Consider the following 13,708-nt stretch of genomic DNA (forward strand, 5'->3'; position numbering starts at 1 on the left):
GCCTATTGCCTGTTGCCTGTTGCCTATTCCCTGTTACCTGTTGCCTATTGCCTATTCCCTGCCTACGCAAATCAGTTCAGAAATCAAAGCGGATTCCTATATTTTTGTCAAAGTTTCAGGGGAAGGCTAATTTGAAAGGTAGAGCCTTGACCTAGAATACTATTTACAGTAATTTGCCCTCCGTATCGTTGCACAATTTGTTGAGCGATCGCAAGTCCGAGTCCAAAGCCGCCTGTTTGCCGAGATCGGACAGTATCTACACGATAAAAACGATCAAATATATGTGGCAAATCACTGGATGGAATGCCAATGCCGTTGTCTTTGACCTGAATTACCGCAGAGTGAGACTGGGTAAAAAGATATAATTGCACCTTACCATCTGCTGGTGTGTACTTGAAGGCATTAGTTAGTAGATTAATTACAGCTTGTTTGAGCAAATTAGCATCAGCTTTTAACATGATCGGATGCTCTGGAAGGTGAGCATCGAAATTGAGATTTTGAGCAGGAGCTTGAGTAGCAAAATCCTGAGCAAGCGATCGCAATATCTCACACAAGTCAACGGGTTTTAATCCGGTTTCTGCAAGGGAGCCATTATGACGCGACAAAAAAAGCAGATCGTTGATCAGCGTACTCATGGACTTAGCAGTTTGGACGATATTTTGCAACCGCAATCTTTGCTCCACGGGGTCTTCGGGGGGCATCAGGGCAACTTGGGCATTGCTCAATACCGTAGCAACGGGTGCGCGTAATTCATGAGAAGCATCGGCTGTAAATTGCTGCAATTGCTGATAAGCACGGAGGCTTGGGCGCATTGCCAACCCGCCCAAAAACCAACCTGTAATGCCAATTACACCAAAAGTCACGGGAACCCCGAAAGTTAAAAACAAGCGGGCTTGGTTTAGTCCAACGCGTAAAGAGTTCATTGGAACTGCCGTTTGGAAATAGCCAATTAGCACCTTACCTTCCAAAATAGGAAGTGTAACTTGGCGAACCCAGGTTTTCGTAGTAGGCAACTCTGAGCTTATTGGTGCTTCTAATGTTTGAAATCCGGGTTCTGCGGTCAACTGTTTGCCACCCGATGAACCAACAAACTGCAAAAGTTGTTTATTAGAGTTATACCACCGCGCATACATTAGCCCGCCATTCAACGATGTATCACTTTCTACAGGAGTTTGGCCGCGCTGATTTCGCCATTGACTTTGATAAAGCGAGTATTGAGTTTTGGCAGCAAAGGTTTTACTTTGTGAAAAAAGTTCGTCATCAAAAACCCGCAACTGTTCTTCTACACTCAGACAATAGCCCACCCCTGCAAAAGCGAACAAAATTCCACCCATTGACAGGGCAAACCAGTGAGCGAGATTACGACGGCTATGATCAAACATTTGTCATTGGGCATTGGGCATTGGGCATTGGGCATTGGGCATTGGGTATTGGGTATTGGGCATTGGGTATTGGGCATAGTTATTAATTCTTATCCCCCTGCTCCCTAATGGCTTAGAAAGGCGGATTTATTCGATATCCCATTCGATGCACTGTTTCTATCCAATCTTTTACACCAATGGTTTGTAGGCGCTGGCGCAAGCGGCGAACTAAGGTAGTAACTGCGTTACTTTCTGGTTCCTCTCCGTAGCTCCAAAGGGCTTGCTCAATCTGGTTATGAGATAATACTTGGCGGGGATGACGCATTAAATATTCCATCAATTGAAACTCCCGGCTAGAAAGTTGAGTTGTCAATGAACCAAGTTCGAGCGTCAAACTGGATAAATGAAGTTGCAAATCGCCTAAGCTAAGTATATCTCCTTGCCACATAGGCGATCGCCTTCCTAGTGCCCGGACTCGTGCCAATAACTCTAGAACATCCACAGGCTTTACTAAGTAATCATCGGCTCCAGCATCTAAACCCATTACTTTATCTAAAACCGTGTCTTTTGCCGTCAGCATCAATACAGGAGTCAGCTTACCTGCTCGTCGATATACTTGACACAATTCTACGCCACTGACTTTAGGCAACATCCAATCTAGAATCAGCAAGTCATAGTCTTTGCGAAAGGCAAACCATTGTGCTGTTTCCCCATCTGCGATCGCATCAACTGTATGCCCCACCTTTAATAATGCTGCCCGTAATGGCTCTAACTGCGATGAGTCATCTTCGACTAGTAAGATCAACATCCCATTTGCTCAGGTTGCCGTAATTTTTCTTTGCTAATTTTAGATTAAGGTAAAAGGATGACGCAAAAGTGACGGGAAACACTCAACCTGATACCTTCCATGCAGCAACTTCAATTTTTTCAAGCGTTGCGATCGTTAGGCTTTGTGTTTTGGTTGTCCTTGCCGTTGATTGGATTAGTTTTTTGGCTAGGGAGCAGTTTTGTTGGAGATCGGATTTTAAGTCGCTCCAATATCACCAAAAAATATCTGCTAGCAGACACCCAATCGGCACGACAGATTATGAAAAGGATAGTAGCGATCAAAGTCGAAGTTTTCCCCGAAAAAGGAATTTCACGGGTGAACGTTAAAACTAACAACTCAGTTCTCACAAGGATAGTATTTGAATTTCCAATCACAGATATAAGCCAACTTGAAACCGCTCTTAGTCAAGAGTTAGGCTTACCCCGCGATCGCGTTAAAGAATTAATAGTTGAATCTAATGCATTATTGTAGAGACGGCGATTTATCGCAATACTGCTCGGATAAGCATTTTGAACTCGGAATTGGGTTTTGGAAAAAGGTTAAAGGTTAAAGGTTAAAGGGTAAAGGTTAAAGGTTTTTCTTTCCCCTTACCCCTTACCCTTTTCCCCAAAACCCGACAAGTATTGCGATTTATCGCGTCTTTGTGATTGAAAATTTTTTAGCCCTGGCAACTGGAAGTTGCGGTTATACAGACAAAACCCACCTCCGTGGGTTAAAAACCCTTGATTTTTGGCGTTGCTGAGTGGAAATATGAACTTGTATCACGCAGAGGCGCAGAGAGTAAGAGTTGAGAGGAGTTGATTTTTGCATTTCATATTCAAATTCAAGAAACGACTACCCAAATTCAAGAAACGACCACCCGAATTCAATAAACGACCACCCGAATTCAATATATTTATTGCATAAATTCTCAAAACCTCACCTGAAACCTGATTTACTAAGGTTTTAGCTTTAGTTTTACCCCACCCTAACCATCACTGCGATTAACCCGGATTTCTCACCACATTTCGATTAAGCCTTGTACAGGGGAGCAGGGGAGAGTTCAAATACTAAGTTCTTTCCCCTCTGCCTCTCCTTGACATTTTTTTGTCATATTTATCCAATAAACTACAAAAAAGTAACGTAAATTTACTTTTATCTAAATAATTGACTGTTGATAGCGAACATTGGACTATTCATTGTTCACTTTCAACGGTTAATAATTAGCCCTTAACCCTCAGTAGCCCACCGTTAATCGCTATGGATACTTCTGAAACTGAAGTTTCAAAGGTTGAAACCCAATCAGATAGTTCTGTGCCTTCTGAGTTAGCACCGACTCGCTCAGGTAAACCTTGGTTCTGGAGATTGCTGATTTCATTTTTGGCAACTGGTGGCATTATCCTCTGGCGGATGTTCGCTCCTGGTGGTACACCACCCTCTTCTGTGGCACAGCAGCAAGGGCCACCTCCAAAACCAATTGAAACAATCTCCCTCGCAACTGGGAGTGCTACCAGAAGTGTCCAGTTGTTGGGACAAGTAGAAGCCACTCAGCAGTCAACAATCCGCGCTCAAACTGGTGGAATTGTCAAGCAAATTTCAGTGCAACCAGGCGATCGCGTCAAAGTCGGAATGGCGATCGCTTTACTGGATGATACCGATCAGCAATTGGCAATTAGCCAAGCACGAGCGCAACTGGCACAACAACGGAGCAATCTAGCACGTTTGGAAGTTGGCACTCGTCCTGAAATCATTGCTCAACGGCAAGCGGCTGTCACATCTGCGAAGGCGCGAGAACTGGAAGCACAGGATAACCTGAAACGCACTAGCGATCTTGTTAAAGAGGGTGCTTTATCTCAAAGATTGTTAGTGGAAGCCCAAGCACAATTGAATAACATTCAAGGAGAACGGTTAGAAGCTGAGGCAGAACTTGCCGAAGCGAAAGCTGGGCCGATTCAAGAAGAAATCGCCGCTCAACGGGCAAATGTAGAAGCAGCTAAAGCCACCTTAGCTCAAGCAGAATTAGCCCAGCAGCGCACGCGGATTCTGGCATCGGAATCGGGAATAGTGCAGACTCGCCACATCAGCAATGGTGATTTGGTACAAAGTTCTGGTGAAATTGTCACCTTAGTAGCAGGCGATCGCTTCGACATTTTCCTAGAGTTACCCGAAGAACTCAGTGGTAAAGTTACTCCAGGGATGACAATCGATCTCACAACTCGCGCCCTACCTCAATGGAAACAACGCGCCACTATTACTGCTGTAGTCCCTTCTGCCAATACAGCCTCTCGTCGCCAGATGGTGCGTGTCCAAATTAACAAACCCCCGTCAGGATTAATACCAGGAATGGCGATCGCAGGTAACTTAAATATGCCCTCGAATCGCTCCAGCTTTGTGGTATCACGAGATGCATTAACCAGAAGACAAAACGAGTGGTTAGTTTTTGCAGTTGCAGATGGCAAAGCTAAACAAATTCCAGTCGAGATGGTTTCTGACATGGGTAAAAATGTCGCAATTTATCATCCCACTTTACGCACCGGTCAACGCATTGTGCTACGTGGCGGTGATGGATTGCAAGATGGTGCGCCTGTAAAGATAGTTGATCCAACTTGAAGGAGGCAGGAGGCAGGATAGCGCAGCGTTAGCGAGTCCGCGAGCGTCGGCAGAAGGCAGGAGGTTGTAATTTAGATGAGGCTTCAACCCAGTCTAATTCCAGTCCACCAAATCGTCCTACCTCTCTTGTTAAAACATAGGTTGCACCACGCTTCCATAGACTTCTTGCAGAAGTTGGTTAAAGAGGAAGAATCGTCTCTTTCTCCTTTAACCTTTCCTTCAAAATACTGGAAACCCAGTTTAAATATGATTTTCTGAATTACCAATTAATATGAATTTTATTGAAACCGCCGTTCGTTGGCGACATGGAACTTTTGTTTTGTTTTGCTTGCTAGCAATGTTCGGGGTATTCTCCCTACTGAGATTACCCCTAGAATTGCAACCAGGAGGCGATCGCCCGGAAATTACGATCACAACTACCTATCCCGGTGCAGGGCCAACAGAAGTAGAAGACCTGATTACCCGCCCCATTGAAGAACAAATGGAAGAGGTGCTAGGTGTCCAAGAAATTAGCAGTACTTCTCGTGCTGGACGCAGCAGCATCACTTTGGAATTTGCTCAAGATGCCAACGCCAGAGAACGGATGGTAGATGTTCTCAACCGCTTGCAGCAGGTGGGAAGCTTACCGCCAGAAGCGCAGGAATCGAGTGTGGAACTGGTGGGTGGTAACAGTTCACCGATGATGTGGATTCCCTTTGATACCAAAGATGGATTTAAACCGGATGCAGACCGTTATCGAGACTTAGCAGAAGAAGTGGTGATTCCCCGTTTGCGGCGAGTCGAAGGAACTGGGCAGTTTTTGTTAGTGGGTGGACAAGAACGAGAAGTTGAGGTGAAAGTTGATCCGAAAGCATTAAGCGATCGCAATCTCGCAATTGGGGATGTAGTAAGAGTCCTTCAAGAAAACAACCGTGATATTCGGGGTGGGCCATTAATTCTCGGACGACGGGAATATCGAGTCCGCACAATCAGCCGATCGCAAGATTTGTCACAAATTGAAGGTTTTGTGCTGCGACGCGACCAATCGGGCACTGTTTACTTGCGAGATGTCGCAACAGTCCAGATGGGACGCAAACCTCAAGATGGGGCGTTGGTGTTCAACGGCAAACCTGGGGCAGCAGTCGGTGTAATTCGGCAAATTGGGGCGAATGTACCAGAGGTGGCTAAAGGCATCCGCGCGGAAATTGCGGCACTGCAAACTGAGTTTGACAAGCAAAATCAAGGTATTCGCTTTGTCTACAACTATGACGAGAGCCAGTATATCAATCAATCCATTGAATTTGTCCAAGGCAACTTAGTTAGTGGGGCGCTGTTAGCAACTATCGTCTTAGTTCTGTTCCTTGGCTCCATGCGTACCGTTGCAGTGGTGGCAATTACAATTCCCATTACACTGATTATGGTGTTCATTGTCATGTCTGCATTTGGACGCACATTAAACATCATCAGTTTGGCGGGATTGGCGTTTGCAGTGGGTATGGTCGTAGATAATGCGATCGTTGTAATTGAGAATGTCTTTACCCACATGCAGCAAGGCAAAAGTGCCATGCGTGCAGCCATTGAAGGTACTCAGGAAGTTTGGGGCGCAATGCTTGGTTCCACCTTAACCAACGTAGTGGTATTTGTACCCTTGTTAATGGTGACGGGTGAAGCTGGGCAACTCTATGCTGATATGGCGATCGCTCTTTCTGCCTCTTCTTTATTCTCCCTGTTTGCGGCATTAACTTTAGTCCCAATGCTATCGGGCTTGTTCCTCAAACAATCGGAAGCCATGCAAATGATGCAGGGTGGTGAATATCGGGGCGGCAATTGGTTTGAACGGATGGTGGCCAAAACCTCTGCGGTGTTTCGTCATTTCCAAACCAAACTGGAAAACTTTCTCGTCGCTACTGTTAGTTGGTCACTGGGACGTAAGCGGATTGGGCGCAGGTTAATTGTGCTGTCGATTCCGATCGTTTTACTCGTAACTAGTATTTTTCTCTTACCACCTGCCGATTATCTACCCGAAGGAAATCGGAACTTAGTTGTATTGCGGGCCGAACCGTTACCGGGAACCAGTATACCCGAAGCGATTCGGCAATCTGAACCTGTGCAAAAATTTCTGCGATCACAACCAGAAGTTGAGCGGATCATGTATGTTGACCGTCCAGGGGCGCTGCGAGGTATTGCAACTATTTTAAAACCAGAATTTGCCACGACTACCGGACTGGCTGATATGGTGGATCGGTTACGCGCCCAAAGTAGTAACTTTGCTGGATACCGCTTTGTCATCCCGACACGGATTTCTATATTCCGCGATCCGGGTAAAGAATTTGAAGTGGATATTGTTGGCGCTGATTTAAACCAAATTGGTGACTTAGAAAAGCAAATTACCGGCAAATTGCGATCGCTTCCAGGGGTGCAGAATGTGCGCTCAAATTTTGTCTTGGGTGCAGGAGAATTACAAGTGATTCCCAACCGCGAACGCATTGCCGAAGTAGGACTTTCGGAAGCAGAAATTGGTTCGATGGTCGAAGCAGCCTTGGGTGGTCGAGTTGTTTCCAATTACATTGATGGCAAAGAAGAACTAGATGTCTCAGTGGAACTACAAAATACTGCTGTGGAAACGCCAGAACAACTGCGCCAATTGCCTTTATATGCACAAGGACGACAAGTGCAACTGGGGGATATTGCCGAAATCCGTGAAACTACGGGAGCCGATGCCATTAACCACGTCAATTTAGAGCGCTCAATTAGCCTCACTGTCACCCTTGCACCAGATGCCCCTCTTGCTACCCTGGTAGAACGTGCCGAAGAAGAAATTCTGGCTCCTTTACGTGCTAGTTTACCAACAGGTTATCGGCTAGAACTGGCAGGTTCCGCAGATCAGTTAGCAACAACTGTTGGTCAATTAGCTGCTGCATTTGCAGTTTCGATTTTGATTACTTACTTGTTGCTGGTGGCGTTATATCGCTCATTCCTGTACCCAGTAGTGATTATGGCAACAGTGCCGATGGGTATGAGTGGCGCACTATTGAGTCTAGTAATCGCCAACATGATTCCGGGAATGAATGTGGCATTGGATATGATTACAGCCTTGGGATTTGTGATCCTTACGGGTGTGGTTGTTAACAACGCCATTCTGCTGGTCGATCGCGCCTTGCAACTCCAGCAAGCAGGTGAGGATTATGATGCATCCTTATATAATGCGACAAGCGATCGCCTACGCGCGATTTTCATGTCTGCCGGCACTAGTGTCTTGGGAATGTTACCGCTAGCAGTTTTACCAGGACAGGGTTCAGAGTTATATCAGGGGTTAGGTATTGTCTTAACAGGTGGTCTGGCTTTTTCTACGATTTTGACACCTACTGTTGTACCCGCACTGATGGGTTTACTCCATGATATCTCTGGGCGGAAATCGCCGCGATCGCCAGCTGCAAAAAAGCCGGACAAACTAGCTACTAACTAGTACAGCACGGCGTAAATAAGCCACCCATTTTAAATGTCTGAAACCCTTGCAAACAATTAATTACGAATTACGTTAGCGCAGCGTTAGCGACGCAGGAGCGTCATTACGAATTACGAATTACGCCTTGCAGTACTAAGGTATTCACTTTGTGGGAAAGCAACATATCTAAATGTTTATCTCATTCCTATGCTCTGCATAGGAATGGCTAGAGGCAGCAGTCCAGAAATTTTGATAAACGGAAAGCACGAGGCAGAGGGCAGTTTTGCTTCTGCCTCGTGCTTCCTGAAAGTTAGTAATTATTATTCATTAACTATTTTAGGGTCTGCTGAATAATGATAAAACGTTGATTTCTCAATGTTTTGGGGCTATTTTTGTAGAAACAGGTGCAAGTAAATTGGGGTATCAGGCTGAAAAATTTTGCATTTCTAATGGATTAGGTCACAAAAAAACACCAAAAATCACGATGAAACTATTGCCTGTTGCCTATTCCCTATTGCCTACCCCAGCCATCAGACTTTTTCAGCAAGCCCTATTTTAAATATTTTTACTATCTGCTTAACTGTCTTAACTGTCTTAACTGTCCACTTAAATGTCTTAACTGTCTTAATTGTCCACTTAAATGTCTTAACTGTCCATTTAATCGTCTTATACTGCTATTGCATTTTATTGATAAAACTGAGATTATCTGTTTAATTAGATGACTACAAAGACAATAAATAGAGAAAAGTTTTAGTTTTTAATTAGGCTAAATAAATTTTACTGCCCTTGGTAATGTTTAACTAGCATATAAAGAATTGAGGTTGATTAAAATGGACGAAATCGTTAAAAAACTTGCTGGTCTGGGTCTTCCTGGTGTCATTCTTGTGATTCTAACGGTCACATCAGGAGGTAGTTCTGCCGCTGTAGCAGCTGCCATTACAGCGTTAGGAGGGCCTTTTGGCATAGTTGGAGGTATAGCCCTACTTGGTCTAATAACAGTTGTAGGGGATACTGTAGCAGGATACGGACTTGAAGCCATTGTTAATGCTATTTATAAAGAACGTAGCAAAACCGAATCTGTTCAAGTTCTCCTTAAAGAAATTAAAGATTTACCGATTTCAGAGGAGCTAAAACTCAAACTGAAAAATGAACTTAGCCCAGAAAATTTTACTGATACACAAGAGATTTAGATTCCAAAAGCAGTTTAAATTGTTGAGGAGTGATTTTGATTGCTATAGGACTCATATTTGATTTCTGAAAAAACTCAGTACAACTAAGAAGCCTTCTTGACTGTTGCCTGTAGCAAGATTCCCTATTGCCTGCCTACGCAAATTAGTTCAGAAATCAAAGCGGATTCCTATAGCAATCCTAAATCATTACTTCAGATAAATCAGCAAATTCAATCCCGGAATTGTGCGGGAAAGTGTCCACAAAACTAGGGTGATGTAAATTAAACCGAAACTCCATTGATACCAAGCAAGTGCAGAGATGATACCTGGTAAATGTTCATCTCGTAAACGAATGTCGTTAAATCCTAATTTAACTAGGTTGTTGAGGCTAAAATCATAGTAGTTGAGCCAATTCCAGCGGCGATCGCACAACAAGGGCATATATCGTTCCCGAAATGTCTGATTCCTTGGTATCACTGGCAAACGCCCAATCAATAATCGTAACTGGCGAAATGTGCCGTCTTCTGTGAAGTAAGAAACGTCCATTAAGTCATGATAACGACCTTGTTGGTAAAGTCTAATCAATAAAGCCATTGGGACGGGGACAATAATTATTAAAATACACCCTAATGTCAGCCAAGGTTGTTGAGCATTGCGAAAGATCGCTAGTAAGCTGAAGAATTCTAAAACGCTAAAACTGATTAATATCGAAATGGTTTCGTAGAATGTGGGGATAATTGGTACGGGATGCAGCCGACGATAGCGATCCACCAGCCAAAACAGTAAGCCAAAATAAGCGATCGCTAATCCTCCCACGCCAAACACTAACCAAAAATTTGTACCATAGCCACTCAACAACAGCAATACACTCAACGCCAACCAACTCCAAGCTTGCAGTAACCAGCCAAGTATAGAAAGAGTTTCGCCAACAATTAAGCGATCGCTTAGTTGGGTATATTTTTCTAAATCGATGTCTGCTATGGTGAGTAACTCACTACTGTTGCGAAAGGATTTTAGCAGACGACGCTGGGCGATCGCTTGGGCTTGAGTTGCAGAAAAACCCAGGTTAATCAAACTTGCAACAGAAGCACTATTAATATTTGTAGCTGTCAGACGACGGCCGAACTCTCTTAATCGCAGTCGTTGTTTTGTATATTCCAATTCATTAGCATCGGCAACTTGCTGTTGCTGACGGAAATTTTGCCCCAAATTCCGCAAGATGTTTTGATTACCTCGCAATGTTGGGATACAAAACATCTTACCAATCTGACCGGGATTACCTAAAATTTTCGCTTGGTTAGAGTTAAAAGTTAAACCAGGTACGCTTAAACAAGCTTCTGTAGCAAATATCGCATCACTAAAATCTGCTTGGTTAAGAATGTTCGCACCTTGCAGATTTACCAATTTGTTAAACTCCGCTTCCCGGAAGCTTACAGCTTGCTCAAAAGTCGCTTCTGTTAAAAGAAGGAACTGATTAAAATCTGCTTTAGTAAACTGGGCTTGATTAGCAAAGTACACATCAGAAAAATCAGCATTCCCTTGCCATTGCACACTACTAAATTTAGCCAAAAGTTTAAAATTTGCTTGGTTGAAGTTAGCAGTTTTTTCAAAGATACTGCCTTGAAAATCAGCAAGTTCCTGAAATTTGATTTTTTTGAAATTAGCTTTTTCAAAAAAAATACTGCTCTGAAAATTGCTTGGTTGCCGGAAGTTAGCGCTGGTGAAACTAACGGGACGAGCGAATCTGCTTTCAGTCCAGTTAGTAGGTTGGAGAAAAGTTGCGCCTTGGGCATCCACAGACTGAAGAAAAAATGTATTGGAGAACTTCACTTCACCATTAAAGCGAGTTTGCACCAGCGTCAAAGCACCACGAAAAACAGCGATTTCACTGGCTGGGGTTGACTCTGTTCCTAAAAGCGATCGACAATCTTTGGAGTTGGGTAAAGCGATTGCGAGTGACTCTAGACAAACAAAGCGTAAACGTTCTAGTTCTTCTTGTTCGCTAGCAGTGAAAATGGGAGCGTAGACACCTCGCGGCTTGTCGCCAGACATCGCTTTTACATACAAGGGTGTTCTTAAACCCAAATCGCTGCCCACAAAATCACCCAAAATTAAAGCATAGCTGAGGTCTAAACCTAAAGGTTTAGCACCTAATTCTTTTCGCAATAATTGGTAAAAAGCATCACGAAAGCTAGCGTTTTCTGGGCGTAAATCAATCACCATTTTCTGCAAATCGACAGTCAAATTGCCTTCGCGGAGTGTGGGTGTACGCAATCGTTCTTGTAATAATTCCAGAGTTAAGGGTGTGCGTTCTGGCTGCGTTTGTGCTGCCCAAGCAGGTAGGGGAAGGAAGAAAAGAAGAATTAAAAAAACGCAAAGAAACGCAAAGGAGTACAGAGAAACCCCTCTGCGTACTTTTGCGTTTAACCTCTGTGTGCCTCTGCGTTTAAAAAATAATTTATGCAAAAAGTTCTTTCATTCGTCGCTAATCAGCAGAACAATTTTACCCGTCACAGACCCGCTTTCAATTAATTGGTGAGCTTTAGCAGCTTCTTTCAAAGGAAACTTGTGACTAACATGGATTTTTAACTTGCCTTCATCAATCCAAGTGGCGGATTGTTCGAGAATTTCTGCATGGTGCTGGAGAATTTCCTCCAATCCTAGCAACGCTGGTGTCAACATTAATTCTAAACCAATGCGGAGATTGCGTAGCCTAGCAGTTTTCCAAACTGTATTGGCATCTGGTTCGAGAATCGTCACAATATCGCCATAGACTCGCACTGCGGGGAAGGTTTTGTGAAAGATTTCGCCGCCGATGGTATCAAAAGCCAAGTCTACGCCTTCCCCGCCAGTCCAATCTAATACCGCTTGTACAAAGTCAGTTTGTTTGTAAAAAATTACATGGTCAGCACCCAATTCTTTGACGAAATTAGCTTTTTCCTCAGAACTGACTGTAGTGGAAACAGTAGCACCTTTGAGTTTAGCCAATTGAATTGCTACATGACCGACACCACCAGCCCCCGCATGAATCAAAACCCGTTCCCCAGGTTCCAATCGTCCCCGTTCATATAAAGCTTCCCAGGCGGTGATTAATACCAAAGGCGCTGCTGCTGCTTCAGCAAAAGAAATAGACGCGGGTTTACGTGCCACAAACCGCTCATCTACAACAGTATATTCAGCATAATTGCCTTGGTGTGCGCCCAAACCACCATAGCAAAAATATACCTCATCACCTGTGCGAAAACGCTGAACACTAGCACCCACCGCTTCGACAATACCCGCACCATCACATCCTAAAATTGTCGGCGTGCGATCGGGGTAGAAAGTGCCTCGACTACGAAGTTTAGTGTCAATCGGGTTAATTCCAGCCGCTACCAAACGCACTAAAAGTTCAGTATTACCTACAGGAACACCAGGGTTTGGCACTTCCTGTAATTGCAGAACTTCGGGACTGCCAGCTGCCGTCATCAAGACTGCTTTCACAACTCTTTCCTCCTGGCTTTAGATGCACATTCTTATGCAACTTTACCGCAAGAGGGTAGATACAGAGCTATTTCTGAGGCAAAACTGCAATGTCTGGTGACAGGCGCGAGACGCTTACCCATCTCAAAGGTAGATATGTAAAAATTAACTTAATATTTTTTTGCAATTTGAAATAAAACTCAATATTCCGAAATATAGCTATAATAAAAACATCCACCGAGAACGCCACTCGTTGCGAGGCAACCAATATGGATGCCAATGAAGTTTTAGACTGATACGCTCAGGCAGATTTGAAAAAAATCAGCCTAATGACTAATCCTAAGAGGGGCAAAAATCCCTGATGCCAAAATTTCGCCCCCAATTAATGCAGGAGCCAAGAATGAATCAACCCATCGAATTATCATTAGAACAAGAATTTAGTATCCGTTGCTTTGCCGACAAAGTGGAACAGATGTCCCATGAACAAGCTCAAGAGTTTTTGATTGTGCTGTATGAGCAGATGCTAATTCGGGAAACTACTTTCCAGCAATTGCTCAAACAGGAGTGGAGATTAGATACAGGCACAGTCTTCGGGTAAACTCTGTAGTAGATTCGTGCCACGAATCTACTACGCCGTAATCCTTGCCTAATCATTACGACTTGTGAAGCGTAAAGCCCCCGTCATTCATGCGGGGGAGTGCGATTCGTTCACTCGAAATGAATAGAAATATTCAGGGATGAGTGACATTTGAGAGATAAGCCTTAATGGGTGGAGTTCGCACTTCATGTCGTCGAGTTTCGAGGAAAGTTAAAGGTTCAAAAAATAGAAGCAAGGCTAAGACTTTTTTAGGCAAGCGCCACCTCAAAATAAGTA

9 protein-coding genes are annotated in these 13,708 nt (G+C 43.9%); 5 read left to right on the forward strand and 4 right to left on the reverse strand.

Translation table 11 applies throughout. The features are described from left to right. Nucleotides 1-107 precede the first annotated feature (107 nt). Nucleotides 108-1,382, reverse strand: coding sequence for a sensor histidine kinase (locus A4S05_RS18265; protein WP_069071222.1), 1,275 nt, complete (start codon nt 1,380-1,382; stop codon nt 108-110). Between the two features lie 112 nt (nt 1,383-1,494). Further along, the gene (locus A4S05_RS18270; RefSeq protein ID WP_069071223.1) at nt 1,495-2,169 is read right to left on the reverse strand and encodes a response regulator transcription factor; all 675 of its coding nucleotides are present in this window, start codon (nt 2,167-2,169) and stop codon (nt 1,495-1,497) included. A 99-nt stretch (nt 2,170-2,268) separates the two neighbouring features. Here A4S05_RS18270 and A4S05_RS18275 point away from each other — a divergent pair, with 99 nt between their 5' ends. The 4 genes from A4S05_RS18275 to A4S05_RS18295 all read left to right on the forward strand — a co-directional run bounded on the left by A4S05_RS18275 (nt 2,269) and on the right by A4S05_RS18295 (nt 9,393). After that, nucleotides 2,269-2,661 (forward strand): hypothetical protein, encoded by a 393-nt coding sequence (locus A4S05_RS18275; protein ID WP_069071224.1) that lies wholly within the window; start codon nt 2,269-2,271, stop codon nt 2,659-2,661. 768 nt (nt 2,662-3,429) lie between these two features. Continuing rightward, entirely contained in the window at nt 3,430-4,779 is a 1,350-nt protein-coding gene (locus tag A4S05_RS18280) for an efflux RND transporter periplasmic adaptor subunit (RefSeq protein WP_069071225.1), read from the forward strand. A 271-nt stretch (nt 4,780-5,050) separates the two neighbouring features. Continuing rightward, nucleotides 5,051-8,224: an efflux RND transporter permease subunit gene (locus A4S05_RS18285; protein WP_069071226.1), complete on the forward strand. Its 3,174-nt coding sequence runs from the start codon at nt 5,051-5,053 to the stop codon at nt 8,222-8,224. A gap of 809 nt (nt 8,225-9,033) precedes the next feature. Then, nucleotides 9,034-9,393 carry a hypothetical protein gene (locus tag A4S05_RS18295; protein ID WP_069071228.1) on the forward strand — a complete coding sequence of 120 codons (360 nt, stop codon included), beginning with the start codon at nt 9,034-9,036 and terminating at the stop codon, nt 9,391-9,393. A gap of 186 nt (nt 9,394-9,579) precedes the next feature. Here A4S05_RS18295 and A4S05_RS18300 read toward each other — a convergent pair whose 3' ends face one another. Beyond that, nucleotides 9,580-11,838, reverse strand: a complete 2,259-nt coding sequence (locus A4S05_RS18300) for a pentapeptide repeat-containing protein (protein ID WP_069071229.1) — start codon at nt 11,836-11,838, stop codon at nt 9,580-9,582. A 9-nt stretch (nt 11,839-11,847) separates the two neighbouring features. Further along, nucleotides 11,848-12,855 (reverse strand): zinc-dependent alcohol dehydrogenase family protein, encoded by a 1,008-nt coding sequence (locus A4S05_RS18305; protein WP_069071230.1) that lies wholly within the window; start codon nt 12,853-12,855, stop codon nt 11,848-11,850. A 379-nt stretch (nt 12,856-13,234) separates the two neighbouring features. On the opposite strand from A4S05_RS18305, the gene A4S05_RS18310 reads away from it, so the two are divergent. Then, entirely contained in the window at nt 13,235-13,432 is a 198-nt protein-coding gene (locus tag A4S05_RS18310) for an NblA/ycf18 family protein (protein WP_069071232.1), read from the forward strand. Nucleotides 13,433-13,708: the final 276 nt, after the last annotated feature.

Origin of the sequence: Nostoc sp. KVJ20 (assembly GCF_001712795.1) — a bacterium.
Lineage (GTDB): Bacteria > Cyanobacteriota > Cyanobacteriia > Cyanobacteriales > Nostocaceae > Nostoc.

What these genes read in the sequence shown, in the direction of transcription:
- A4S05_RS18295 (WP_069071228.1), top strand. Translation starts at nt 9,034, where the DNA reads ATGGACGAAATCGTTAAAAAACTTGCTGGTCTGGGTCTTCCTGGTGTC.
- A4S05_RS18285 (WP_069071226.1), top strand. Translation starts at nt 5,051, where the DNA reads ATGAATTTTATTGAAACCGCCGTTCGTTGGCGACATGGAACTTTTGTT.
- A4S05_RS18280 (WP_069071225.1), top strand. Translation starts at nt 3,430, where the DNA reads ATGGATACTTCTGAAACTGAAGTTTCAAAGGTTGAAACCCAATCAGAT.
- A4S05_RS18270 (WP_069071223.1), bottom strand. Translation starts at nt 2,169, where the DNA reads ATGTTGATCTTACTAGTCGAAGATGACTCATCGCAGTTAGAGCCATTA.
- A4S05_RS18265 (WP_069071222.1), bottom strand. Translation starts at nt 1,382, where the DNA reads ATGTTTGATCATAGCCGTCGTAATCTCGCTCACTGGTTTGCCCTGTCA.
- A4S05_RS18275 (WP_069071224.1), top strand. Translation starts at nt 2,269, where the DNA reads ATGCAGCAACTTCAATTTTTTCAAGCGTTGCGATCGTTAGGCTTTGTG.
- A4S05_RS18310 (WP_069071232.1), top strand. Translation starts at nt 13,235, where the DNA reads ATGAATCAACCCATCGAATTATCATTAGAACAAGAATTTAGTATCCGT.